Genomic DNA, 24,103 nt, shown 5'->3' with positions numbered 1-24,103 from the left:
CAGCTGTCTATCCTGGGACGACGATATCATTCACGGCTTGCTCACAGCAGGGCTACTTCACAGTAGTTACAAAGGGTTAACCTACGGTCTATCTGATCGACGCACAGTCATGAAGTCATGCAGCGTGCGATTTATCGACTATTTTTGACACCATACTTGCGGCAAATGACAAGCCCATGAGCGGATCTGACGGCTAATCGGTCAGGGGCTCAGTGCCTCAGCGCGTTCCATCGCGGCCTGAGCGGCTCCGGCGTCGCCCGTACGCTGGTAAATCGCCGAGAGAATGCGCCAAGGTGTGTCCAGCGTCGGATCGAGTGAGGCTGCCCTTTGAAGGTCATCAATGCTCTCGGAGGTGCGTCCAAGTCCGAAATTCGCCACACCACGTTGAACAAAGAGACTGGTCGATGAGGGCGCCTCCGCCAGCAACTGGTCCAGCAGTTCCTTTGCGTCGCCCAGTTCGCCGCTGTAGATGTATCCGATGGCAAGCGCAAGACCGGCCTCTTGGGAATGCGGAGTAGCCTCGCGCGCCAGGCGCGCCCATTCAACTGCGTGCTGGGCTGAGAGCTGGTCCCCCGTTGTTGCAGGTCCGGCAAAGGCCTGGGCCGCGAGCAATGCCGTATCGCTGTCCCACGGCCGCAGACTGTGGGACAGCTGAAAGGCCTTGTCGGCACCTTCAGGATCCCCTGTCCGCGCCGCTTGGGCGCCAGAGCTCATTGACCACTCCGCAAGAGTGGCCGGAATCGCCACTGCCAGGCAGGCAAATACAAACACGAGCCCTCCGACGCGCGAAAGCAGGGGGCCGAACCTCGTTATCGATGTGACGGCTGGTGGTATGACAACGGTGGAGGCCACCGGAACGCTGTCCCGCCCCACCAGACCGCCGCACAGCAATGCCACCAACGCGGTGGTGCCGATGGAAGTGAAATGCGTCAGGAGAGCAACCCAGTACGCCACTATGGCAACGCCCGTTATCACCAAGTACCGCTTGAGATCGGGGTCCTGAGCCTCCATTAGACGCTTTCGGACCAACCACACAGCGGTCCCCCCGCACGTCAGAGCGAGTAGAAGCAAGGGAACGCCGCCCGCGGCCAAAGCTTGCAGGATCCAATTGTGCGGAGAGTCGGTGGGGAAAGTATCGCCAACACTTTGGGCCCAGTCATCATTCAGGTACGCAGTCAAAGCGTCGACGAAGCCACTGGGGCCAACCCCGGATAGCGGATGGTCGGATATCAAGGCCAGGCTTCTATCCCACAGGAGCAATCGCCCGTCCACGGTTCCGGCTGTGAGCAGCCGTTCCCTCGTGGCCGGGACGATTAAAACAGCCAGGGCAAACCCCGCAGTAACCGCTCCGGCCCCCAACACAGTTCTGAATCCGGACCATTTTCGGCTTCGCATCCACAGGATGGCGACATACAAGGAAACCATCGCCAACCCGAAAAGAGCTGCTCGCGATCCGGAGAGGATGGCAACGAAGGCACAGGATGCCAGCCCTGCCCGCCGCAGCCACAATTGCCAACCGTCTTCACCGGAAGACTGTGAAGACAGAACACCTACGATGATGAATCCGATAAGCCCCTGATCCGTTGCGTTGCCCAAGGTTGCACCCGGGCGGTCATCCAGGCCGCCGCCCAAAGGGCGCAGGCCTAGGGATTCCATGGCAGATATGGCAAGAAGGGGAAGGGCAACGGCGGCCAACGACAGGCGCAGGACCTTCCATTGCGGAAGAGACCCGCTACCGCCCAGCACCTTGGCGCCCACCAGGAAAATGGCCAAATACAATCCGAGAGTCAGAAGGCCCTCGTACCGGGGCCACCGTCCGACGAGGCTGGGCCAAGGGCTTCCCGACAGCGACATTGCGATCAGGATCCACAACCCAAGGCAAAACACCAGGATCTTCAACAATCGTGGAACCCGGGCCCCCGCCGGCGAAAGAACACCGAAAAGAACGGCCAATATCATTACCGCGATTTTGATCCAGACGAATCTGAAGAGCCCGCCAGGCTGAAACGCCAGAATAGAAAGGGCCGTGAACAGGAGACACAGCCTAGGAAGCCGGGAGGCTGCAACGGAGGTGCGAAGCTGGCTCTTATTTTTGCCCACAGTCTTCCCCAATGTTTTCTTCTCTATTAAGCAAACTGCCCAGTGCCCCAAGAATGCGCCATCTCATTCGACACCTTTGCAGGGCGGAAGGTGCTTAGCTGCATATCCAAACTCCAGAATGGAGCAGCTGCACATCCCTGCCAAAGATTGCCCAGGCCCCGTTGTCATTATTTGACTTCTTAGCAGGATCGTGGTTTTCGTCGCTACACTGAGCCTAAATTACAAGCTTTGGGGCTCAGAGACTTCGTTCACCTCTGGGAGCTGCTTGTGCATATTGGGGGGCCTATGCTGCACTTTGCCAAAAATCTGCGTGTCTGGATTTCCGTCTTACTTGCTGCGGCAGCCGGGATGTTTTTCTTAGGCGCCCTCCAAGCAACTGCTGCCGAAACTTCACTTGCCAGCATTAGCGGTAAGGTCACCGCTCCTACAGGAGTCATTCTCAACAACGTGAGAGTGGAGGTGTATGAAACCAATTCGCCTGACTTCTACGTCGATTCTGTTTCGGTGGCTTCCGATGGCAGCTACAACGTGCCGGGACTCCAACCAGACAGCTACAAACTGAAATTCTCGGCCAACGGCACAGGCGCCCTGGACACGTGGTACACCAACGCTTCCACGTTCGACGACGCCACTGCCGTCACGCTCACCGGCGGTCAGAACCTCCTTGGGGTCAATTCGACGCTCGTCAAGGGCGCCACCATCAGCGGCAAAGTCACCGCGCCAGCCAGCGTCACCCTCAGTGGCGCAAAGGTGGAGGCCTACCCAACCAGCGGGGGCGACCAGTTCGCGGCGTCCGCGTACGTTAGTTCTGACGGTAACTACAAGATCGTCGGCCTTTCTGCTGGCACCTACAAACTCAAGTTCACCGGCTACAACACTGGGGCCTTGGATCAATGGCATAACAACGCCGTGTCCTTCGAAACAGCCACCGCCGTTTCCCTCACCGCCGGGCAGGACGTCACTGGCATCAACGCTACCCTCGTAAAGGGCGCCACAATCAGCGGCAAAGTCTCCGCACCTGCCGGCATCGACATCAATGGCGCAAGCGTTGAGCTCTACAAGGCAAGCTCGGAGAATTCCTTCGTAGGCTCCGCATACGTCAATTCAGACGGCACCTATAAGTTCATTGGGCTGCAAGCCGGCAGCTACAAGCTGAAGTTTGCCGGTGGTGACACAGGCGCGCTGGATCAGTGGCACAGCAACGCGGCTTCTTTCGGTGCCGCGACCGCCGTCGTCATGGCCTCCGGCCAGGACCTTACAGGCATCAATGCCACCCTCATCAAGGGCGCCACCATCGGCGGCAAGATCACGGCACCGGCCGGCGTCAGCCTTCAGAGCACGCGCATCTACGTCTACAAAACCAGCGACCAGTCGTCCTATGTCACCTCTGCGTATGCTGCGACTGATGGAAGCTACAAAATCATTGGACTTCCCGCCGATACCTACAAAGTGGAGTTCGCCGGAAATAACAATGGGGCCTTGGAGCAGTGGTACAACAACACCCCGTCCTTCGAAACCGCCACCCCCGTTGCTCTCACCGCCGGCCAGGATCTTACTGGCGTCAACGCCACCCTGGTCAAGGGCGCTACCATCAGCGGCAAAGTCACAGCACCCGCCGGAGTCACCCTAGCCAACACGTACGTGTACCTCTATAGGGCCGACGACGCCGGCTCGACCGTCGATTACACGTGGGTTGGTTCCGACGGCAGCTACAGTTTCATAGGTCTCCCTGCGGGGTCCTACAAGCTGAACTTCAAGGGTTACAACAGCGGGGCCCTGGATCAGTGGCACAGCAACGCGGCTTCCTTCGACACCGCCACTGCAATTACCCTCACCACCGGTCAGGACCTCACCGGCATCAACGCCACCTTGGAAAAGGGCGCTACCATCAGCGGCAAAATCACAGCTCCCGCTGGAGTAAGTCTCGGCAATATGTACGCCTCTGCCTACAGCGCCAGCTACTCCAGCTCCCCCCTTGAGTCAATCTCGGTCAGTTCTGATGGCAGTTACAAGGTCATCGGGCTTCCAGCGGGCAGCTACAAACTGAGGTTCAGCGGGTACGACACCGGCGCCCTGGACCAGTGGCACAGCAACGCGGCATCCTTCGACACGGCCACTGCAATCACTCTCACCACTGGGCAGGACCTCACCGGCATCAACGCTACTCTGGTCAAGGGTGCCACTATCAGCGGCAAGATCACCGCCCCATCAGGAGTTGATCTGACGAACACGCGGGCAGCGCTGTACAAGACAAGCGATTCTTATTCTCAGGTAGCGTCTGCCTACGCCAGTGCGGACGGCACCTACAAATTCACGGGCTTGGCTGCTGGCAGCTACAAATTGAAATTCTCAGGCTACGGCACGGGAACGCTGGATCAGTGGCATCTAAGGGCGAACTCGTTCGATACTGCCACTGTCATCACCCTCACCGTTGGCCAGGACCTCACCGGTATTAATGCCACCCTCGTCAAGGGCGCCACCGTCAGCGGCAAGATCACAGCACCCGCCGGCATAGACGTCCAGGACACCAGGGTGCTGATCTACAAATCCGACTCCTCCTACCCCACCATGGGCTCCGCATACCCTGCTTCGGATGGCAGCTACAAGATCACCGGGCTTCCGGCCGGTAGCTACAAAGTGAAGTTCGACGGCGATGGCACCGGCGCCCTCGAGCAGTGGCACAGCGGCGCGGCCTCCTTTGAAACCGCGACGGCGGTCACTCTCACCAGCGGTCAAGACCTCACAGGCATCAACGCCACGTTGGCCAAGGGCGCAACGATTAGTGGCAAGGTCACGCCACCGGCCGGACTCAGCCTCGGATATTTGCAGGTCTCCATCTACAGTCCCGACAACAAGTACTCGTATGTGGATTCCACCTACGTTGGTTCCGACGGCAGCTACAAATTCACTGGGCTTCCGGCTGGCAGCTACAAGGTGAACTTCGGCGGTAACGACGCAAGGACCTTGGGCCAGTGGTACAGCAACGCGGCGTCGTTCGAAACCGCCACGGTGGTCTCCGTCACTACCGGCCAGGACCTGGCAGGTATCAACGCCACACTCGTGAAGAGCGCGACTGTCAGCGGAAAAGTCACCGCACCAACCGGCGTCGACCTTGCGAACGCGAGGGTCTATGTGTACAAGTCCGACGACCCGGGATCCTACGTGTCGTACTCGTACGTCGGTTCCGACGGAACTTACAAGGTGACAGGCCTCGTTGCCGGCAGCTACAAAGTGGACTTCGATGGAGACAACACCGGTGCCCTGGAGCAATGGCACAGTAATGCCGCCTCCTTCGACACCGCCACGGGGGTCACTCTGACAACGGGTCAAGACCTGGCAGGCATCAACGCCACCTTGGTGAAGGGCGCCACCATCAGCGGCAAAGTCACCGCACCCGCCGGCGTCAATCTAACCAACACCCAGGCCGAGCTCTATAAGACCGACTCGGCCTACAGCGTAAGCTCGGCCAACATCGGGTCCGACGGAAGCTACAGGTTCAGCGGGCTCACGGCTGGCAGCTACAAAGTGAAGTTCACCGGAAACGAGACGGGGGCATTGGATCAGTGGCACAGCAACGCCGCTTCCTTTGAAACTGCTACCGCTCTCGCCGTGACCACCGGGCAGGACCTCACCGGCATCAACGCCACCTTGGTCAAGGGTGCAACGATCAGCGGGAAAGTCACCGCCCCGGCGGGTGTCAGCCTTTCCACCATCAGGGCCTACGCCTACAAGTCCGACAGCGACTCCTACCCGATCGCGAACTCCGTCCTCAGTTCCAATGGCAGCTTCAAGGTCATTGGGCTGCCGGCTGGCAGCTACAAACTGAATTTCTCCGGTTCCGGCTCCGGAGCGCAGGACCTGTGGCATAGCAACGCGACGTCCTTCGCCACCGCCACGCCCATCACCCTGACTACCAGCCAGGACCTGATCGGAGTCAGTGCCACGCTTGTTAAAGGCGCGACGATCAGCGGCAAAATTACGGCACCGGCCGGAGTCAGCCTGGGCGGTGCCAGCGTCGCCGTCTACAAATCCGACAACTCCTACTCGTCCGTCACGAGCACTTACGTCGGTTCCGACGGCAGCTACAAGCTCATCGGGCTTCCCGCCGGCAGTTACAAAGTGAATTTCGGTGGAAACAACACCGGGGCTTTGGACCAGTGGCACGCAAATGCTACCTCCTTCGCCACGGGCACCGCCGTCACCCTGACCACGGGCCAGGACCTCACTGGCATCAACGCCACCCTCGCCAAGGGCGCCACGATCAGCGGCAAGATCACGGCACCAGCTGGGGTCAATCTGGACAATGCCTACGTTTACGCTTACAAGGCCAATGACTCCAGCTGGTACGTGCAAAATGCATCTATCGGTTCAGATGGCAGCTACAAACTCATTGGCCTGCCGGCCGGAAGCTACAAACTGAGTTTCAGCGGATACAACACCGGGGCTCAGGAGCTCTGGTACAAAACCGGTACTACCTTCGCCACGGGCACGGCCGTGACCGTCACCGCCGGGCAGGACCTCACCGGTGTGAATGCCGCCTTCATCAAGGGCGCCACCATCAGCGGCAAGATCACCGCGCCCGCGGGCATAGTCGTTCAAGATACGAGGGTGGATCTTTACAAGAGTGATTCGGCAAACTCCTTTGTGGATTCCGCATGGGTCGGTTCGGACGGCAGCTACAAGTTCATCGGACTTCCTGCGGGCAGCTACAAGCTGAAATTCGCGGGAAATGGCTCCGGTGCCTTGGACCAGTGGCACGCCAACGCGGCTTCCTTCGCCACCGCCACGACCGTGACGCTGACCACCAGCCAGGACCTCGTCGGCGTCAACGCCACCCTCGCCAAGGGGGCGAGCATCAGCGGCAAAATCGCTGCATCTACCGGAATCAACCCTGCCAACATGTACGTCGAGGTCTACTCAGCCACCAGCGCCAGCTCGTCTCTGGTTTCGACTCGGGTCAACATCGACGGCAGCTACAAAATCGTGGGACTGCCTACAGGCTCCTACAGGGTAAAGCTGGTGGGTTCCAGCAGCGGAGCGACTGACCAGTGGTATGGCGGAGCCTCGTTTGAAACGGCATCATCCTTGGCGCTGACCGCGGGGCTGGAGAAGGCATCTGTCAATTTCACGGCCCAACTCGGCGGTTCAATCGCCGGCAATGTCTCAGGATCCAAGCAAGGATATTCACCAGTCACGGTCCTGGACGGAACCGGCAAACCCGTCAAGCAAGGCTACTCGGATCAGGCCGGCAACTTCAGCGTCGTGGGACTTGCTGCCGGCTCCTACAAGGTGGCGTTCAACCGTTCCAGTGGTTACTCCACTGAGGAAGCCCAGTTCTACCAGAACAAGCCCGAGTCCGTGGGTGTAGGACAGGCCTCCACGCTGACAGTCCAAGCTGGAAAGCCAGTCCTGAACGTCAACGCGGCTCTGACCTCCGGCAGCACCCTCAGCGGATCTGTTCTCGACAGAACAGGAAAGCCTGTGGCCAGTGTTCGTGTGTACGCCTACACAACCAACGGCTCGCTGGTCACGCGCAGTTCCTACACGGACTCAACGGGTAAATACTCGATTCCAGGGCTGAGCACGGGCCAGTATCTGGTCAAGGTCAGTACCGGGAAGCCGGAACTGGGAGACCTGTATTCAGGGAACATGACAACCGAAGCTACGGCAAAGCCCGTGGCCATGGTCAGCGGCAACACGACAACGCTCAACCTCGCCTTCCCAGCCCAAGTGCTGAGTCCGGCTCCGGTGCCGACCATCACTGGAACGGCGAAGGTCGGGTCGACCCTCACCGCAGTACCGGGTGTGTGGGGACCAGCCCCGGTCACGCTGACCTACCAATGGAAAGCCAATGGTGTTGCGGTGGTTGGCGGCACGGCGGCCACGTACATCCCGGTGGCCGGCGATGTGGGCAAGACCCTGACGATCACCGTCACGGGGAGCAAGGTCGGGTACACCACTTCCACTAAGACCTCCGTGGCGACAGCTGCGGTCTTGGCGCTGCCTTCCTTGGCGCCGGCTCCCGTGCCGACCATCACCGGAACAGCGAAAGTCGGATCGACACTCACCGCAGTACCGGGTGTGTGGGGACCAGCACCGGTCACCCTGGCCTATCAGTGGAAAGCCAACGGTGTCTCGGTGGTTGGCGGCACGGCGGCCACGTACGTGCCGGTGGCCGGTGATGTGGGCAAGACTCTGACGGTTACGGTGACGGCCAGCAAGGTCGGATACACGACGGCGAGTAAGACCTCCGTAGCGACAGCCGCAGTCCTTGCCCTCCCGTCGTTGTCGCCAGCCCCGGTGCCGTCCATCACCGGCACAGCGAAGGTCGGATCAGCCCTCACCGCGGTACCGGGTGTGTGGGGACCAGCCCCGGTGACTCTCGCGTACCAGTGGAAAGCCAACGGTGTCTCTGTGGTTGGCGGCACGGCGTCCACGTATGTCCCTGTGGCCGGTGATGTGGGCAAGACTCTGACGGTTACGGTGACGGGCAGCAAGGTCGGATACACGACGGCGAGCAGGACTTCTGTGGCGACAGGCGCAGTCCTTGCCCTCCCGTCATTGGCGCCGGCTCCGGTGCCCACAATCACCGGCACGGCCAAGGTCGGATCGACAGTTACGGCCGTACCTGGTGTGTGGGGACCAGCACCAGTCAGCCTGGCTTACCAATGGAAAGCCAACGGCCTGGTGATCACCGGCGCCACTGCCGCGACCTACATCCCGGTCACCGGCGATGTGGGCAAGACCATCACAGTCACCGTGACCGGCAGCAAAATCGGCTACACCACCGCCAGCAAAACCTCCGCAGCAACCGCCGCGGTCCTGGCCCTCCCAGCACTGGGACCGGCACCGATACCCACCGTCACCGGCACCGCGAAGGTCGGGTCAACCCTCACCGCGGTACCGGGTGTGTGGGGACCGGCTCCGGTCACGCTGGCGTACCAGTGGAAAGCCAACGGCTTGGTGATCACCGGCGCCACCGCCGCCACGTACATCCCGGTCACCGGCGATGTCGGCAAGACCATCACGGTCACTGTGACCGGCAGCAAAACCGGATACACCACCGCCAGCAAAACCTCCGCACCAACCGCCGCGGTCATGTGAGAGATGCTCCACGTCAGCATCGACAAGTCTCCGTGAATGGGCAGCCCTCTACCCGGCAATACCAGACAGAAACGCCCCCACATCCTCAGCAACCCGTTCCGGACACTCCCACAACACCAAGTGGCCCGTCTTCTCGTAGATCTTCAATTGAGCCCCGGGGATACGGCTGGCAAGGGTTTCTTGATGGTGCCGCGGCACTATGTGGTCATGTGCGCCCCACAGGATGAGCGTCGGGTCTGAGATGGTTCCGGCTTCGGTTGGTGGTACCGCCTCGTAGTAGCCGCGCAAGGAAGCCTTCCAAACGGCTGCCGGCATGGCCAAACCGTCATTCACCCTGTCCTCGATGTAGGCAGCGGGCACAGCGTGCAGCAGCCGGTACCAGGACAAAGACTCCCTGACCCAGCCCTCCGAAACCGGATCAGTGAGCTGCTCTACCTCATTCGCAAACGGTGGTTTCCCCTGCAGGCTCAACGGAGACCCAACCAGAATCAGTGATGCCAAGAGCTCCGGATGCATGACAGCGAGTTGTTGCGCCACGTAACCACCGCTGGATGAACCCAAGACGTGAGCCCTCGCTACACCCAACGCATCAAACACTGCGACTACATCTTCCACAACCGCTGTCAGCGAGTACCCGTCTTCAGGCTTGTCCGCCCCACCATGGCCGCGCAGGTCCGGCGCCACCAGAGTAAAGGATGGAAGCGAGGCAATTAGCCGATCAAAACTCCGCCAGGATTCACTCCACGCATGCAACAGGACCAAGGGCACGGCGCCGTCGTCGTTCGCTTCACCAAGGTGACCCTGTACAAAGCAGGGCACATTGATCCGGGTGCGCAGAGCGATTGTCCTGACCTCGGACTCCATGCGGTCAGCGTACGCCGGCCTTGGCTACTGCACGACCGTCTTGGCTGAATCCGTTGCCGCCTGGCATTCCGCGCAGCAGCCCGAGTCCTCCGAGGACTCATCACTGACGTCTGCAGCGGGCACAGCGCAACAAACGTCCCCACGCCACGCGTTGATTCCTTCGCGCACGGCGACGGCGGCAATCGCCAGAGCTGCGCCGGCGTCGGCCCACCACCAACCCAGCGTGCTGTTCAGGACCAGACCAATAAGCAGCACAGCAGAGAGATACGTGCACAACAACGTCTGCTTGGAGTCCGCAACGGCAGTCTTGGAACCGAGCTCTCGCCCGGCACGGCGCTGGGCCCAGGACAACACGGGCATGATCGCCAGGCTGAGGCCCGCGATCACGATGCCTGGCGTCGAGTGCTGGGCCTCTCCCCCACCCGTGAGGGACCTGATGGCATCGAACGTGACGAAGGCAGCGAGGGCGAAGAAGGAAATCGCGATGATCCGCAGGGTTAGGTGCTCGCGCCGCTCGGGGTCCTTGGCTGAGAACTGCCAGGACAACGCCACAGCGGAGGCAACTTCGATCACGGAGTCCAGCCCGAAACCAATCAGGGCCGACGAATCCGCTGCACCGCCAGCCCATAGTGCCACTGCCGCCTCGATAACGTTGTAGGTGATGGTGGCGGCAGCGAAAAGTCTGATCCGACGTGTCAGGACGGTTCTGCGTTCCGACGCTTCCCGCAGGTCCGTGCTCATGCCAGGCACGTCCCATCAGGAGCACAGCAGTTGGGGTCCACCGCCAGGACCACACCGATCAGGTCCTTGATGGCGTGGCCCAGACGTGCGTCGGCCAGTTCATAGCGGGTCCTGCGCCCGTCGGGAACCCCGATCACAAGGCCGCACCCGCGCAGGCAGGTCAGGTGGTTGGACATGCTCTGGCGGGAAACGCCCAGGGAGTCTGCAAGCTCCGACGGGAAAGCCGGAGCATCAGCCAGGGCCAGGAGTACACGGGCCCTGGTGGCGTCCGAGATCGCATAGCCGAACCGGGCCAGCACCGGAGCGTGGGTGAGGGTTTCCATGCCGTTAAAGTACAGCTGTGGCTGTATTCAGGCAATTGTGTACTGTTACGCACCGCCGAAACACCCAGGCCGTGCCCTCCCGCCCAACCCGGCGGCAGCTCCGCCGTCGTACGCTTTCCCGACACGACAGAGGCGGAGCCACCCTGGTAGGTGGCCCCGCCTCTGGTGCGTTGGGATTATCCAGTCCTGCCCCCGTCTGTCGGGTTACCTGTTGCGTTGGTATGCAGGGTGGGTCCCACCGCGTACCGACCTGGAATTGCCGGCAGTCATGTGAAAAGTTGTGGTTTAGAGGATGCCGGTCGGAACCAGGAGGGCCCAGGCCAAGGCGGGCGCCACAAGGACCACTCCACCGGCGTAGATCATCAACTGCTTGTAGACGCGCTGACGGTCTGATTCCTGGGCGTTGGCCACGATCAGTGCGCCGTCGGTGGAGAAGGGCGAAACGTCCACCACAGTTGCTGCGATAGCAAGGGCTGCAACCGTTCCTGATGCACTCAACGTGCTGGACGCCAGCAGCGGCCCGGCGAGCGGGATGAACGCGGTCAGCAGCGCGGTGGACGAGGCAAAGGCTGAACCGACGCCGATGACGTAGCAGAGAACCAAAGCGATCAGCAGCGGTGCGCCGAGCGCCAAAGCCATCTCAGCAAGGGTGTCGATAACGCCCACATGCTGCAGCAGGGAGACATAGGTGATCATGCCAGCCACCAGAAGGACGGTGGACCAGGAAACGCCGCCGATGAAGGTCCGGTGTTCCTTGATGTTGACCAGCGCCAGCAGCAGGCCAGCGGACAGAGCAACAAAGCCAATCGGCATCCGGAAGCCCAACGTGCAGACGAGCATTACACCGATCAGCACGAGCGTCAGGATCTGCTGGCCATGAGGCCGCGTGGTGCGGGGAGTTTCGAGGTCCACGTTCTGTACCCCTGCGCCGTCCTTCAGCTTTCCAAAGACGGCGAACAAAGCCAGGGAGAGCGCCGAGAGAAGCAGGTTGATGGCGAAGCTCGCCGCGAAGAGTCCGCCCTGGGAAATGGGGAAGCCGTTATCGTGGGCGATGTTGTGGACCAGGACGCCGGCAACCGAGAGTGGCGAGAACCCACCGGCGTGTGCGCCATTGATGACGAAGGCACCCATGAGGACAGGGTGGATGCGCGACTCGTAAGCGAACCCCATGGCGGCAGGTGCCAGAAGCGCGACGGCGGCAGGCGAGAACGTGCCCAACGAGGTCAGCGCGGCAGCAATAAGGAAGAAGACCCATGGCAGCAGCATCGTCTTACCCCTGACGAGGCGCACACAATTCTGCACGATGATATCGATGGTTCCATTGCGGTTTGCCATGCTGAAGAAGTACGTCACGCCGATGATCGTCAGGACGATGCTGGCCGGGAAGTCCTCCAGGATCTCCTTATCGGACATTCCCAGCATGAAATACCCGACGCCGAACGAGGCTACCAGCCCCATCACACCAATGTTCAGGGGCCACTTGGTAGCGACAACGAACATGAGGACGAGGATGACCAAGGGAATGATCTGGGTAGCGGTCAGGGTCTGCTCCGTTCCCGAGGTGGCCGCCGGGTTGAAAATGGCGCCTCCGAACATCAGAGCGGCCAGACCCAGGACAGCAATCACGGCTGCTGTTATCAGCAGGATACGGCGGCTGCGGTTCGGACGTTTGGAACCAGCCTCCTGAACATCATCCACTGATGTGGAGGCGGCTTGGTAATCGGTCTTAGTCATGATCTTTACTCCTCGTTGAGTGGGCTGATGTCACTGAGCGGCTGATGCGAAGGAAGGCTCCACGGCGCTGCCGAGGAGTTCCGGGAGATGCAGGGTGGTGCTGGCGATAGTGCGTGCAGTACGGTCCACCCCGACCAGCAGGGACCCGTCGCGCTCTTCGCTCCAGGTCTCGATCACGCCCGCAGGAGTACGCAGCCGCAGGATGGATCGCGGTTCGCTGCCCGTGATGCTGTTGAGGACAGTTCCTGAGGTACTTGCTGCAAGCGTCAGGGCGATGCTTCCGGTAATTGCCAGGGCCGGGTGGGGCTTACCCATGGAGAGCATCATGACGTTGACGTCGGCAGTGTCGTCTGCGCCGGGGGCTCCGACTATTGCGAGCTTGGGAATAGCGCGGGCAGCGTCCTTAACTGTTGGGGCAAGGCCCATGCGAACGGCGGCCTGCCGCCGGATCTGGTCCAGGGTGTCCAACTGCAGCTTCACTCCGGCCTGCCAGCTCTCGAAGCGGGCGGTGTCCAGGCCCAGCTCCTCGGCCTTGACGATCACAACTGGAGCTCCGGCGTCGACCATTGAAACTGTCCAGCGCGTCCCGCCGGCACTGATCGTGTCCGTTGGTTCACCGGTGGGCAGCAACTTCCCGGTCGTCTTTCCGGCGGGATCCTTGAAGCCCAGGCCTACCCGGTAGCCGGGAAATACGACGCCGGGCATCTCGGCAGCCGGGACGATCGGCAAAGCGCCTGCTGGGGTGGCAACGCGCTGGATGATGATCTGGCCGGTGTTGGTGTTGCGCGTGACGATCCGGGTGTTGTCGCCGCTTGGCGTGACCCAGCCCTTCTCGATCGCGTAAAGGCCAACAACCGCGGAGCAGTTTCCGCAGTTACTCCCCCAGTCCACGGCCGCTTCCTCGATACCGACCTGAGCGAAAGTGAACTCGACGTCGACATCCGGGTCGGCAGGACGGCGCAGAATCATGGCCTTGCTGGTGGTGGAGGTTGATCCCCCGACGCCGTCGATTTGGCGGTGGTCCGGGCTTCCGAAAAGCCGGGGCAGCAAAGAGTCCAGATCCTTGTGGGTTTCGTCCAGGTGTTCACCTTCGAAGACCCAGCACTTGCTGGTGCCTCCACGCATCCATTCCGCTTCAATCTTCATGGCAATCCGTCCATCTCCTCATGCCGCGCTGGGTTTCAGGGGCCTATTAGAAGAATGATCCGGATCACAAATGAAGACAATGTTGGATATTTGATGGGGTGTGTAGAGATGCTTCATTCATTGAGGTTCTGGCGCTTACAGGCTATGTGCTTTGTGCGTGTTGGCCGTTTTCCGGGCAGTAGCTAGGGGAAATCGCGCAGGATTGCATAGAATGAACTAAAATCAGAGGAGAGTTAACTGATGCTTAATGATCACGGCCAGGAATTATTCGACATTCGGCGGTTGGCTCTGCTGGTTGAGGTGGTGGAGCAGGGATCCATCACTGCTGCGGCCGATCTGATGCTCTACACGCCATCGGCGGTTTCCCAACAATTACGGAAGCTGGAACAGGAAGTAGGGCAGCCGCTTCTTACCCGACGCTCGCGTGGTGTGGTGCCGACAGAAGCCGGCCAGGTGCTTGCCGGGCACGCCCGGAAGATGGTGGGACAGATGCGCGCTGCCCGGAACGACCTCGACCAAATCGCCGGCCTCCGCCGCGGTTCCCTCACCGTGGGCACGTTTCCCACCCTCGCCGGATCGTTCTTACCGCTCGTGATCCGCGCTTTCAAGAAGCGATACCCGGCCATTAGCCTGTCCGTCCGCAGCGCGCGTTTTGAGGAGCTGGTCTCGGACCTCGAGTCCGGAGAGACCGGCCTTTGCCTGCTCTGGGACTACCCTTGGAATCGCTTCCATGACGACGCCATTCGGACAACCGAAGTGTTCCAGGAAAGCACGGTCATCCTCGTGGCCAAAGGACACCACCTCGCCGACCTCGAGGAAGTAAAGATGGAGGACCTGAAAAAGGAATCCTGGATCGTCCGTGCGGATGCTCATCCTGTGGTGGAAGTGCTCCGGCGGTCGGCCAACGAAGCCGGCTTCGAGCCGACCATCGGATTCCTGGCCAACGACTATCAGGAAGCGCAGGCCATGGTCAGCGTCGGAATGGGCGTCGCAATGGTGCCCAAAACCGCCGTCGCTCTTCAACACCCGGACGTCCGGGTGCTAAGCCTCGGCGCTGCTGCGCCACTGCGCCGGGTCCTCCTGGCCCAGCGCCAGGACAAGGTCTACGCCCCGGCAGAGGTCGCGTTCCACACCACACTGTTGGAAATCGCCCGGGAGCATGTTGGGGATTACCTCTAGGGTTGTCACTGGATCCCAGACCATCCCCTTCACCGCTGGAACGGATATCCTTTGTTATGCCCATCCCGGACCAACCGTCGTCGAACACCCCCGGAGACTCGGGAGACATGTCCGGGCTACTACACGACAAGCTCACTATCCCGGAACGGCACGTTGCACCGCGCAGCCAGAACGTCCTCTATGTCATCGCGGTTGTCCTTGCGCTAGTCGGCGCCGGATCCTTCTTCCTCATCCTCGCCGAAGTAAAGCAAAAAATAGATCTGGCCACGGTGGACGAAACAGTCAGCACGTGGTTCGTGAGCCAACGCTCACCGACGGCGACCACGGTCATGGCTGTCCTCGCCACGATTTTCGGCCCAATAGTCATGCCCATCATCGTGGCGGTCGTGACGGGGATCTGGATATTAAGAGCGCGAAGGCTCTGGCGACCTCTCTTGCTGGCCGGGGCCATGCTGACCGGCGTGATCCTCGCCCAAGTCATTACGCGCTTGGTCGAACGGCCAAGACCGCCCATGGATCTCATGGTGCTCGGCGCCGACAGCACCTACTCTTTTCCGTCGGGCCACGTACTCGGCGCCTCCGACTTCCTTCTTGTCGGAGCGTTCCTCGTCTTTTCCCGCCGCCGCAAGATAGGTGCCGTCATAGCCGGCTTCAGTGCCGCCGTCGCAGGGATCGCCACCCAAGCCATCAGCAGGCTCTACCTCGGCTACCACTGGCTGACGGACGTCCTCGCCTCCGTCTCTTTGTCACTCATCGTGCTGGCCGCAGTGATTGCCTTGGACACGTGGCGCACCACTAAGGCGCTACCCGGACCAGAAGAGATGGCCGCGAAAAAGCGCGGCTGACGGCAGGACCACTTCCCGTGCACATTGCGTAGTCTCGTGCCTTGCGCCTGACTGCTTCAGAATACGTTCTGAACTAGAGTGGCCACATGAGCGCAGCAAAATCACGGAGGACCGTCGTGCCTTCCGAAGCCCCAATCCAGCCTTTCAAGACCCGGACGTCATTCCAGTCTTCTGAACTGAGCCGCTCCTCCGCAGATGTCTTTGCAGCAGCGTCGGACCACCCCGTCCGGATCACCCGCCGCGACGGGGAGGCCCTCGTTCTAATGTCCGCGAGCGCAGATGCGGCACGCATCTCCCTGCTGGAACTGGCAGCCCAGCTCGTTGCAGTCTCAACGAGCACGAACGGAACGTTTGCAGCCCGCATGAGCGATCGCTTCCCCTGGATGCTTGCCCTGAGTCCAGCTGACCGAGAGGCTTGTGCCGATGATGTCCTGGCCGCAGCCAGGGCGTCCTTCGCCACCAATCAGCCCCATCTGGCCATTGCAGAATTGACCTCATGGCGAGAGAGTGCCACGGCGATCGCTGCCGGCCTCGGCAAGGAACCTTTGGAGTGGCTCCACGAGCCGGAAGCCGTCGAGCGTCCTTAGTGGTGGCTCCGCCTCGGAGCGGTGGCGTGAAATCGCTAGATGACTACCTCTTCGACATTGACAACAGGCCGTCGAACGGTGAACTTCGGTTTTGGGTCGGGTTTCAAGTGGTGGTCTTCGGCGCCCTTGGTTGTACGGTCCCTTTGTTCATCCTGCACTGGGCTGGTGTGCGCCCATGGGCGCTGGTCATTATTCCATTGCTCTGCGCGGCCGTGTCAGTGTGGTGGTTCTTGCGATTCCTGCTCGTTCCGTTAGGTTCGCAGCCGAAGCTTGGCTGCGCGTTCGATTAGCACTGGCACGTAGTCCCGAATCGGCCCCCCACTGAGGGCGATGTATTCCTCGGTAACGATCTCTTCGACCTCGGACCGAGGAGCCTCCGGGAATTTCTTGACCAGCCTGTCGATAACTGCCGCCACAGCTTGCGCTTCGTCATGTTTAGCCATGGGCTCAGTTTCAGGCTGGGACGGTTTCGTAGTCAACGGAAAACTTTGCAACGCGGTCCCATGCCGAGGATTCAGTCTTAGGTCGCCGGGAGTATCGCTCGGACTCTTTGATCGCTTGCTACCTGTCAAGCAGTGTTAGCGTGGAATCGCAGAGGTTCCTGATTGGTTTGCGCAGGCGTCCCGGCAATTCGCTCCCGTCCACCGCGTCCTTTTCTTCTCGGATAACTTCATCCAGCGCATCAGGGATTATCGTGGCCAGAGCCCTCACTGTGGCCACCAGCCAGTCCTCCTGAAGCCTGGCGTCAGCGGCGAATTTGTTCCAATGTCGGCGTCCTACCCTACCGAACCGCCGCTCACCACCGATTGCCATTGCGGCCTTGCGCAGGCCATCTTTCCTATTTTGGAATCCATCTTCATCTAGATGCTCATAAGGCAATCCCGAGGCAACGTCATAGAGGGGCGCTAGGGCGACCACGCCCGGAGCGAGGATAATCGAATAATTCTTTGCATGTGCATCCGGTGCACCCAGGAGGTAGTTCCCCACCAGACCCTCAACGAACCGAAGGACTTCCTCTTCGTTCGCCCCCGATTGTCGCAAGGTTTGGATAATTTTGAGAGCCGTAGGGCCTTTGTTGGATTCATACTTGTTCTTTGGTGGCGTCGACGTCGCCTGACAGAAGTCCTCTTGATGGATGCGAATCACGCGGCCATTCTCAACGAGCCGGTCATAGCGCTCGACCACGATTGCGAATGAACCATCGAACTCCACATAGCTGGTTTGCGCTACGGAAAGGCCGGACTTAGACAGGGTCCTGAGGGACAAGTGCTCATTTAGGGCCTGGTCTTTGAAATCGTGTATGCCTGGTTTGAAGATGTGGGTTGTCGGCTCAGCCCCTGTCGCCTCGTACCAGCCGTCCGCCCATCTAAGAGCAAATTTGGACTGGGCACCCGCCAACGACCACCGCTCCCGTTCTACAATCCAAGATCCTTTGGGCTCGGAAATAAGTGACCGCAAGCGATTTCCAACGTCCTTCTCCGTACACGGAACCAGGTCTCCCGAACCTAAAAGAGCCGACTCCAGCTCATCAGGGCGCACGAATTGGACGGCTCCCGCGCATTCCAGTCCGATGTGTTCCAGAAGCGCGAAAGGGTTCTCAGGAGAAACGCCAAACTGATCTGCAAGGGCCTGACGTACACCTTCTCCTTCGGGAAGCAGACCATCGATAAACGGTTCGGTCCTACGTTTAGGGTAAGGATCAATGCGGTAAGGCAACGCCAACGAAACCTCGGTGGAGGAGTCTGAATTTTCCAGGTATTGAAATGTTCGATTGCCCTGATTGTTTTGCCTCAGGACACCGACGACCTGCCGATGAAGCAATACGAACAGTTCCTTCACTCTGTCTCGCCCTGCGCTCGGCGGGTGGCGTTGAGAGTGCCTTCGGGCAGTGCGGCTTGGCGGATTGCTTCGAGAGTGTTAGCCGGTAGGGCGGCTTGGCGCATGGCTTCAATGGCTGTCAGCGCCTGACGGGTGCTCAGGGCGACGTCCGCAGTCTCGTCTGCGAACTTAATGGCCATCGTGTTTTCCTGCGCTCTTATGGCAGCTTCGCGTGAGCTAACCTTGGGACCTTCTCGCCCCTCGAAGAGCTGAATGGAAAGCTCAAGGGCGCGCAGGACGTCAAAGACTTTGCCTAGTTCAGCCCTTGTTCGCGCACCTTGCTCGAGGCCAATGAGCCACTTACGAGAAACCCCAGCACGCGCAGCAAGCGCTGCCTGTGTCATACCTGCTCGAGTGCGAGCGTCGTGGACCGCCGTCCCTAGTTGACGCGCAGTAGAAATTGCTCGCTCCTTCATGGAGTGAACATACCATCACATTCTTCAATGTGTACATACCATCACATTCTTCAATGTGTACATACCATCACATTCTTCAATGTGTACATACCGTCACAGTTTTCAATGTGTACAAGCTGACACATCGCAGGATGCGTACATTCCGTCACATTAGAAATTGGGAACGATCCGTGACCCGTACCGCGTGACCGCAGCGCGCGAGTACCGCCCCTTCCTGCTGCTGGTGCACTGCCGTAAAGTCGGGCCATGAATGCTTCGGCTTCTGGTCCGGATCCAGTCCTCGATCCCACCGCCTGGTTCCGACGCCGCAGCGCCGCGATCGCCTTGCCGGTTGCCTTCGTCTGTCAGCTAGTCTGCAATTCGCTCTACGCCGGGGCATCAACCTCGACCGGCCTCAGCGACACGGGCAGCTCCGCCGGTGGCCTCGAGCTCGCCGCTGCGGCTCCCGGTGCCTTGCTGGCAGCCGTCATGTTCGCTCTCGTCGGATCACTGCTGGCAGTGCTCGGGCTTCCCGTTGCGCTGCGACTGCTTCGTCCGGCTCGTCCGCGACTGTCCTTGTGGGCTGTGGCACTCATGGTTGCCGGCTACATCAGTTACTTCGGTATCAGCTTCGCCAACCTGGACAGGATCGCCCTGGCCACGAGCGGCGTGGATGCGGCCGCCGCCCTGGATGCGTCACCCGCCGGGACGTGGGGCCAGCCGTTCTACCTGCTCTTCGCCATCGGCAATATTATTGGCACGCTACTGCTCGGCCTCGCGGTGACCCTGGCCGGCCGCGCCGTCGGGGTGCCGTGGTGGGCTGGCGCGCTCATCATCTGCTGGACCATCGGCCACGTCACCAACATCGTCGTCGGCAACGAGTGGTTCGCCGTGGCCGGTGGCGCGCTTGAGATCGTCGGGCTCACATTCGTTTCCGCGGCGGTGTGGCGGTCGACGAACGCGGACTGGGTGGCGCGCGGCTGACCCATGGTCTCCCCTCTCATTGATCCAAACTTGACGGGTCGAATTCGCTTGGACTGAGAGACGATGGAGGAGAAGGAGGAGCCATGTCAGCACTCACGCACACCATAGAAATCGACCGTCCGCCAGATGAGGTTTTTGCGTATGCGAGCGACCCCCTGCGCTTCCCGGAGTGGCAGGCTGACGTCCTGGAGGTGCACTTCGAGGGCGACGGCGGCAGGGAGGTCGGGTCGCGGTTCACCACCACCCGGCGGATTGGACCCAACGAGCGAACGATGACCCAGGAGATCACGGACGTCGAGCCGCCCCATCGGTTTGCCGCACACGGCGTAGAGGGCCCGATCCGCCCTCACGCGAGCATCGACGTCGAACCGCTCGACGACGGCGCGAGGTCGCGTGTGACGTTCGAGCTCGATTTCGAAGGGCACGGCTTCGGCAAGGCGCTCGTGCCCGCCGTACGTCAGCTCGCCTCGCGCGGTGCCCCAGCGAGCCACCGGCGGCTTAAGGAGCGGCTCGAGGGCCGCGGATAGCAGCTTTGAGGGAGCGAACACCTTCTTGCCGAAGGATTCTGATCGTCATAACAATGACAAGACCGTGCAGAAGGCACCACGCAACTTTGAGTGGGTCAACCGATGGCCCGGTGAAGAAGAGCAACAACATCACGATGGAAGCCGCGGAGAAAACGATAGCTGCGATCAGCGGCGCGGGGGTCATTGTTTTCAAATCACTCAGATTCCAGATCCCAACAAAGATGCCGGCGAGAGCAACCACGCCGAAGGCTACGCAGATGGCAACGACGGCAGCGATCCATCCGGCCGGTACGGATTTGCCCGCAGCCTGGTAGTCCTGAAACTGCCCGTTGCCCCCTACCGTGTACACGACCGTAATCCACGCAGTGAACACCCCAAACATCAGATCGATGAATCCCAGACAATAGCGCCTGAACCTTGTGGCACCGTCAGGAATAAGTGCGGGCGCTCCGCTTGTTGGCACCGTCTCAACGTCGTACTGACCTGCAGAATCTGACTGATCGGTCTGCGGCTGTTCTTGTCCCATTGGCGCGCCCTCTCGCATGCAACGGGGACGTCCCCCACGTTGCCATCACGAAGTGTATCCCGGCCCCACTGACATTGCCGCGGGAAGGGCGTTATCTACGAGGACGGCTGCGATGGCGGCAGCGGTGGCGAAGGTGTCGGTGTTCAGGACCCGGCTGCGGGCTGAGGCGCCGTCCAGGAGCAGCGCCAGTTGCTCACCCAGCTCTTCGGGGTTGTTGGCGCCGGCCTCGCGGGCGGTATCGATGAGCCGGGCGGCAAAGTCTTTCTTGTAATTGCGGGCGTACTCGCGTGCCGGGTGACCGGGGTCGGGGATTTCGACGGCCGCCGCGATGAATGGGCACAGGGGCGCATGGATGTCGAAGATGGCGAGGAGCCGCTCGCGGGGTGTGAGGTCGGTGCGGTCGAAGACCTCGGGCAGGATATCGGGATCGAACTGCCGGAGGCACTCTGCGATCAAATCGTCCTTGCCGGGAAAGTGCTGGTAAAGCGTTCGCTTGGACACCTCAGCCACCGAGCACAGCTGGTCCATCCCGGTGCAGTTGATGCCTTGGTCGCGGAACAGCTGTTGTGACGCACAGAGGATGCGCTCCCGAGCACCTCTACCGCGGCGCAGACCCCGCGGCCCCTTCTCCAACTCCGTCATGGAACCAGCTTAGCCCAAAAACGGTACTGATCGGTGTACTTAACTTGCACTCCATCCAATGACGTGGATACGTTAAGCACTCAGATCGGTGTACTTAGCATCGGCGCGGCAATGAATGGAGCACTCATGGGAAAGCTTGATGGCAAGGTCGCTGTGATCACCGGTGGATCCACCGGCATGGCACTGGCAGGGGCAAAACTGTTCGTCGAAGAAGGAGCGCATGTCTTCATCCAGGCCCGACGGCAGGAAGCTTTGGATGACGCCGTCAAACTGATCGGCCGCAACGTCACCGCCGTCCAGGGTGACGCGGCCGACTTGGACGACCTGGACCGCTTGTACGACACCGTCAAGCGGGAAAAGGGTTCGATCGATGTGCTGTGGGCAAGCGCCGGGATGGGCGAACCAGCCGCCCTCGGCGAGATCACCGAGGAACAGTTCCACCGCGCTTTCTCGCTCAACGCGCGCGGCACCCTGTTCACGGTGCAGAAGGCGCTGCCACTGATCAACGACAACGGCTCGATCTTCATGACCGGATCCAACGCCTCCCTCGGCGCCTTCCCCGGATGGAGCCTCTACGCGGGAAGCAAAGCTGTTCAGCAAGCCTGGGCCCGTGTCTGGCTCAACGAACTGCGCGACCGGAAGATCCGCGTCAACGTCCTGACCCCCGGTCAAGTGGCCACGGCCAAACAGGCAGAACTTTTCGACGACGCAACCAAGGCAGCATTCGAATCCCTGATCCCCCGCGGAACGATGGGCCGCCCCGAAGAAATCGCCTCAGTCGCCCTGTTCCTCGCCTCCGCCGACTCCAGCTACGTCAACGGCCTGGAACTGGTGGCAGACGGCGGCACCACCGCACTCTGAACCCCACCTTGAGAAGAAGAAAAGAGCACAAGTCATGAGCAGCATTACTCTTATCGGTACCGGAAACATGGCCCGCACCATCGGCACGCTCGCGGTGGCAGGCGGCAATACCGTCGAGGTCATGGGACGCGATCAGTCCAAGGCCGATCACCTGGCGAAGGTTTTGGGCGGGGGTTCGACGGCGGGTACGTGGGGTGCCGCACCTGCGGGGGACATCGTCATCACGGCCTTGTTGTACGACGGCGTCGTTCCGGTCGTCGCCGAGTACGGAGACGCCCTGGCGGACAAGGTCATGGTGGACATCAGCAATCCCTTCAACCCCACGTTCGACGGGCTGGCCCATAAGGACGAGACCTCAATCGCGCAGGAAGTCGCCAAAATTGCCCCTGTTGGCTCCAGCGTGGTGAAGGCATTCAACACGATCTTCCGCAATGTCCTGGAGAAGGGTCAGCCAGACGTCTTCGTCTCCGGCGACAATTCGCAGGCCAAGGCGGACGTGGCGGCATTTATCGAGAGCCTCGGACTCCGCGCGCGGGATGTCGGCGGCCTGAAAATGGCTCACTGGCTCGAAGGAATGGGCCTGGTCACGGTGGGCCTCGCTGGCAACGGGGTGGGCCACTGGGACTTCGCCCTGGGCGCCAACGAATTCACCGGCTGAACCACCTGGGCACAGGGACCTTCACCTAGTCCTGTCGGATTTGCATCATCAGTCCGAAGAGGTCCGGGAGACCGTGCTCTTCACTGATTTGACCGTTTGTGAATCGATAGATGTTCATTGCCTGCGTTTGGATGGGTTTGCCTGTCGCAGGTACGCCGAGGAAGTCTCCTCGGTGTGTGCCACGAAGGATGAATCGTGCGGCAACCGTGTTTCCTTCAATGATGGTTTCCTCCAGTGACCACTGAACGTCGGGAAACGCCTGTCGCATTATCCCGATGATTTCGAGGTAGCCGCTTGGACCCTGCACCGGTTCTGGCAGAAAGGGCACATGGAACGTTGCCGACGGCGAGATGATCTCATCACCAATCTTTTCGTCGGCTGAATTGATGAATTCAACGAATCGGTCCATGCGACCACGGAGTTCTTCAGTCATTTGCTTGCTTCCTTAACGTCTCTAGTTGGCTACGGCCCACGCCGCTGGTTATCGGCTATTAGTCGATGAACTCAGGGTCCCGCAAGCGTGTCAGCTCGCTCGCTCGGCAGCCGCCGTCGACCGATTGGCATTTCGCAGCCGGCCCAGCAGTTCCACGAGATCATGCGTGTCCTGCTCGGTAAGCACGGGATTCAGCCGCAGATCCAGCTCGGCTTCAACAGTCCTCCTGGCCCGTTCCAGCAGCATGCGGCCGTCCGCCGTTAGCTCGATGAGGGAGGATCTGCGATCGTCCGGATTATTTCTCCGACGGCAATGTCCGGCCTTTTCAATCCGGTCAATGAGCTTGCTCGTGCCCCCGACGGTAATCGCAAGAGCCGAGGCCACATCGAAAACCCGGCACGCACCCAGGCGATCGACGACGGCCATTGGTTCAAATCTGCTCATAGGGAGGCCATGCTCTTTGCGCAATCTGCTATCGAGCGCGTCCCACAGCTCGGTTTCCAATCGGGTCAGTTCGCTGAAGAGAGGATATAGAGACCCAGTTTCGATGCCCTTGATCATGAAGAGACTCTAACA

The 24,103-nt window shown here is 60.6% G+C and carries 21 protein-coding genes and 1 pseudogene; 8 read left to right on the top strand and 14 right to left on the bottom strand.

Features of this window, described 5'->3' with window-relative positions; all coding sequences use genetic code 11:
• Window positions 1-201: 201 nt before the first annotated feature.
• Complete coding sequence (locus AC1DCM_RS19470; protein ID WP_477519394.1) at window positions 202-1,959, bottom strand: O-antigen ligase family protein; 1,758 nt, start codon at window positions 1,957-1,959, stop codon at window positions 202-204.
• Window positions 1,960-2,385: 426 nt separating this feature from the next.
• On the opposite strand from AC1DCM_RS19470, the gene AC1DCM_RS19465 reads away from it, so the two are divergent.
• Window positions 2,386-9,204 (top strand): carboxypeptidase regulatory-like domain-containing protein, encoded by a 6,819-nt coding sequence (locus tag AC1DCM_RS19465; RefSeq protein WP_477519393.1) that lies wholly within the window; start codon window positions 2,386-2,388, stop codon window positions 9,202-9,204.
• Between the two features lie 48 nt (window positions 9,205-9,252).
• Here AC1DCM_RS19465 and AC1DCM_RS19460 read toward each other — a convergent pair whose 3' ends face one another.
• From AC1DCM_RS19460 to AC1DCM_RS19440, 5 genes are all read right to left on the bottom strand, one after another.
• A complete protein-coding gene (locus tag AC1DCM_RS19460; protein ID WP_477519392.1) occupies window positions 9,253-10,068 on the bottom strand; it encodes an alpha/beta fold hydrolase in 816 nt (271 codons plus the stop codon).
• Between the two features lie 24 nt (window positions 10,069-10,092).
• Complete coding sequence (locus AC1DCM_RS19455; RefSeq protein ID WP_477519391.1) at window positions 10,093-10,809, bottom strand: cation efflux transmembrane domain-containing protein; 717 nt, start codon at window positions 10,807-10,809, stop codon at window positions 10,093-10,095.
• The gene (locus AC1DCM_RS19450; protein ID WP_477519390.1) at window positions 10,806-11,132 is read right to left on the bottom strand and encodes an ArsR/SmtB family transcription factor; all 327 of its coding nucleotides are present in this window, start codon (window positions 11,130-11,132) and stop codon (window positions 10,806-10,808) included. Before AC1DCM_RS19450 ends, AC1DCM_RS19455 begins: the two co-directional genes overlap by 4 nt.
• A 285-nt stretch (window positions 11,133-11,417) precedes the next feature.
• Complete coding sequence (locus AC1DCM_RS19445) at window positions 11,418-12,866, bottom strand: SLC13 family permease (RefSeq protein ID WP_477519389.1); 1,449 nt, start codon at window positions 12,864-12,866, stop codon at window positions 11,418-11,420.
• A gap of 30 nt (window positions 12,867-12,896) precedes the next feature.
• Window positions 12,897-14,012, bottom strand: coding sequence for a PrpF domain-containing protein (locus AC1DCM_RS19440; RefSeq protein ID WP_477519388.1), 1,116 nt, complete (start codon window positions 14,010-14,012; stop codon window positions 12,897-12,899).
• Between the two features lie 240 nt (window positions 14,013-14,252).
• Between AC1DCM_RS19440 and AC1DCM_RS19435 the strand changes: the two genes are divergently transcribed.
• From AC1DCM_RS19435 to AC1DCM_RS19425, 3 genes are all read left to right on the top strand, one after another.
• A complete protein-coding gene (locus AC1DCM_RS19435; protein ID WP_477519387.1) occupies window positions 14,253-15,191 on the top strand; it encodes a LysR substrate-binding domain-containing protein in 939 nt (312 codons plus the stop codon).
• A 56-nt stretch (window positions 15,192-15,247) separates the two neighbouring features.
• On the top strand, window positions 15,248-16,036 hold the full coding sequence (locus tag AC1DCM_RS19430) for a phosphatase PAP2 family protein (protein WP_477519386.1): 789 nt from the start codon (window positions 15,248-15,250) through the stop codon (window positions 16,034-16,036).
• 86 nt (window positions 16,037-16,122) lie between these two features.
• Window positions 16,123-16,623, top strand: coding sequence for a prevent-host-death protein (locus AC1DCM_RS19425; RefSeq protein ID WP_477519385.1), 501 nt, complete (start codon window positions 16,123-16,125; stop codon window positions 16,621-16,623).
• Window positions 16,624-16,874: 251 nt separating this feature from the next.
• Here AC1DCM_RS19425 and AC1DCM_RS19420 read toward each other — a convergent pair whose 3' ends face one another.
• The 4 genes and pseudogenes from AC1DCM_RS19420 to AC1DCM_RS19405 all read right to left on the bottom strand — a co-directional run.
• On the bottom strand, window positions 16,875-17,066 hold the full coding sequence (locus AC1DCM_RS19420) for a three-helix bundle dimerization domain-containing protein (protein WP_477519384.1): 192 nt from the start codon (window positions 17,064-17,066) through the stop codon (window positions 16,875-16,877).
• 118 nt (window positions 17,067-17,184) lie between these two features.
• Complete coding sequence (locus AC1DCM_RS19415; RefSeq protein WP_477519383.1) at window positions 17,185-18,462, bottom strand: type II toxin-antitoxin system HipA family toxin; 1,278 nt, start codon at window positions 18,460-18,462, stop codon at window positions 17,185-17,187.
• Window positions 18,459-18,641, bottom strand: a complete 183-nt coding sequence (locus AC1DCM_RS19410) for a hypothetical protein (RefSeq protein ID WP_477519409.1) — start codon at window positions 18,639-18,641, stop codon at window positions 18,459-18,461. The genes AC1DCM_RS19415 and AC1DCM_RS19410 overlap by 4 nt, the downstream gene beginning before the upstream one ends.
• Window positions 18,642-18,719: 78 nt before the next feature.
• A pseudogene (locus AC1DCM_RS19405) lies at window positions 18,720-18,917 on the bottom strand (helix-turn-helix domain-containing protein); the annotation flags it as partial.
• A gap of 246 nt (window positions 18,918-19,163) precedes the next feature.
• On the opposite strand from AC1DCM_RS19405, the gene AC1DCM_RS19400 reads away from it, so the two are divergent.
• Both AC1DCM_RS19400 and AC1DCM_RS19395 read left to right on the top strand, forming a co-directional pair.
• Window positions 19,164-19,880, top strand: a complete 717-nt coding sequence (locus AC1DCM_RS19400) for a hypothetical protein (protein ID WP_477519382.1) — start codon at window positions 19,164-19,166, stop codon at window positions 19,878-19,880.
• Window positions 19,881-19,963: 83 nt separating this feature from the next.
• Entirely contained in the window at window positions 19,964-20,407 is a 444-nt protein-coding gene (locus AC1DCM_RS19395) for an SRPBCC family protein (protein WP_477519381.1), read from the top strand.
• On the opposite strand, the gene AC1DCM_RS19390 is transcribed toward AC1DCM_RS19395, so the two are convergent.
• Window positions 20,379-20,933 (bottom strand): hypothetical protein, encoded by a 555-nt coding sequence (locus AC1DCM_RS19390; protein WP_477519380.1) that lies wholly within the window; start codon window positions 20,931-20,933, stop codon window positions 20,379-20,381. The two genes, AC1DCM_RS19395 and AC1DCM_RS19390, sit on opposite strands and share 29 nt — an antisense overlap.
• Window positions 20,934-20,978: 45 nt before the next feature.
• On the bottom strand, window positions 20,979-21,575 hold the full coding sequence (locus AC1DCM_RS19385) for a TetR/AcrR family transcriptional regulator (RefSeq protein ID WP_477519379.1): 597 nt from the start codon (window positions 21,573-21,575) through the stop codon (window positions 20,979-20,981).
• Between the two features lie 126 nt (window positions 21,576-21,701).
• On the opposite strand from AC1DCM_RS19385, the gene AC1DCM_RS19380 reads away from it, so the two are divergent.
• Window positions 21,702-22,436, top strand: coding sequence for an SDR family NAD(P)-dependent oxidoreductase (locus tag AC1DCM_RS19380; protein ID WP_477519378.1), 735 nt, complete (start codon window positions 21,702-21,704; stop codon window positions 22,434-22,436).
• A 34-nt stretch (window positions 22,437-22,470) separates the two neighbouring features.
• On the top strand, window positions 22,471-23,094 hold the full coding sequence (locus AC1DCM_RS19375; protein ID WP_477519377.1) for an NADPH-dependent F420 reductase: 624 nt from the start codon (window positions 22,471-22,473) through the stop codon (window positions 23,092-23,094).
• Window positions 23,095-23,119: 25 nt separating this feature from the next.
• Here AC1DCM_RS19375 and AC1DCM_RS19370 read toward each other — a convergent pair whose 3' ends face one another.
• Window positions 23,120-23,527, bottom strand: a complete 408-nt coding sequence (locus AC1DCM_RS19370; protein WP_442016609.1) for an ester cyclase — start codon at window positions 23,525-23,527, stop codon at window positions 23,120-23,122.
• Window positions 23,528-23,617: 90 nt separating this feature from the next.
• Complete coding sequence (locus AC1DCM_RS19365; RefSeq protein WP_477514805.1) at window positions 23,618-24,088, bottom strand: MarR family winged helix-turn-helix transcriptional regulator; 471 nt, start codon at window positions 24,086-24,088, stop codon at window positions 23,618-23,620.
• Window positions 24,089-24,103: the final 15 nt, after the last annotated feature.

Source organism: Paenarthrobacter sp. 10N417, assembly GCF_056394745.1.
This window is presented reverse-complemented; position numbering and strand designations above follow the sequence as displayed.

Bases quoted from the DNA above. Each gene is read 5' to 3' on its own strand.
- AC1DCM_RS19400 (WP_477519382.1), top strand. From the start codon at position 19,164: ATGAATGCTTCGGCTTCTGGTCCGGATCCAGTCCTCGATCCCACCGCC.
- AC1DCM_RS19470 (WP_477519394.1), bottom strand. From the start codon at position 1,959: ATGATATTGGCCGTTCTTTTCGGTGTTCTTTCGCCGGCGGGGGCCCGG.
- AC1DCM_RS19455 (WP_477519391.1), bottom strand. From the start codon at position 10,809: ATGAGCACGGACCTGCGGGAAGCGTCGGAACGCAGAACCGTCCTGACA.
- AC1DCM_RS19465 (WP_477519393.1), top strand. From the start codon at position 2,386: ATGCTGCACTTTGCCAAAAATCTGCGTGTCTGGATTTCCGTCTTACTT.
- AC1DCM_RS19385 (WP_477519379.1), bottom strand. From the start codon at position 21,575: ATGACGGAGTTGGAGAAGGGGCCGCGGGGTCTGCGCCGCGGTAGAGGT.
- AC1DCM_RS19445 (WP_477519389.1), bottom strand. From the start codon at position 12,866: ATGACTAAGACCGATTACCAAGCCGCCTCCACATCAGTGGATGATGTT.
- AC1DCM_RS19380 (WP_477519378.1), top strand. From the start codon at position 21,702: ATGGGAAAGCTTGATGGCAAGGTCGCTGTGATCACCGGTGGATCCACC.
- AC1DCM_RS19420 (WP_477519384.1), bottom strand. From the start codon at position 17,066: ATGGCTAAACATGACGAAGCGCAAGCTGTGGCGGCAGTTATCGACAGG.
- AC1DCM_RS19425 (WP_477519385.1), top strand. From the start codon at position 16,123: ATGAGCGCAGCAAAATCACGGAGGACCGTCGTGCCTTCCGAAGCCCCA.
- AC1DCM_RS19375 (WP_477519377.1), top strand. From the start codon at position 22,471: ATGAGCAGCATTACTCTTATCGGTACCGGAAACATGGCCCGCACCATC.
- AC1DCM_RS19365 (WP_477514805.1), bottom strand. From the start codon at position 24,088: ATGATCAAGGGCATCGAAACTGGGTCTCTATATCCTCTCTTCAGCGAA.
- AC1DCM_RS19395 (WP_477519381.1), top strand. From the start codon at position 19,964: ATGTCAGCACTCACGCACACCATAGAAATCGACCGTCCGCCAGATGAG.
- AC1DCM_RS19440 (WP_477519388.1), bottom strand. From the start codon at position 14,012: ATGAAGATTGAAGCGGAATGGATGCGTGGAGGCACCAGCAAGTGCTGG.
- AC1DCM_RS19460 (WP_477519392.1), bottom strand. From the start codon at position 10,068: ATGGAGTCCGAGGTCAGGACAATCGCTCTGCGCACCCGGATCAATGTG.
- AC1DCM_RS19430 (WP_477519386.1), top strand. From the start codon at position 15,248: ATGCCCATCCCGGACCAACCGTCGTCGAACACCCCCGGAGACTCGGGA.
- AC1DCM_RS19410 (WP_477519409.1), bottom strand. From the start codon at position 18,641: ATGGCCATTAAGTTCGCAGACGAGACTGCGGACGTCGCCCTGAGCACC.
- AC1DCM_RS19390 (WP_477519380.1), bottom strand. From the start codon at position 20,933: ATGGGACAAGAACAGCCGCAGACCGATCAGTCAGATTCTGCAGGTCAG.
- AC1DCM_RS19370 (WP_442016609.1), bottom strand. From the start codon at position 23,527: ATGACTGAAGAACTCCGTGGTCGCATGGACCGATTCGTTGAATTCATC.
- AC1DCM_RS19435 (WP_477519387.1), top strand. From the start codon at position 14,253: ATGCTTAATGATCACGGCCAGGAATTATTCGACATTCGGCGGTTGGCT.
- AC1DCM_RS19450 (WP_477519390.1), bottom strand. From the start codon at position 11,132: ATGGAAACCCTCACCCACGCTCCGGTGCTGGCCCGGTTCGGCTATGCG.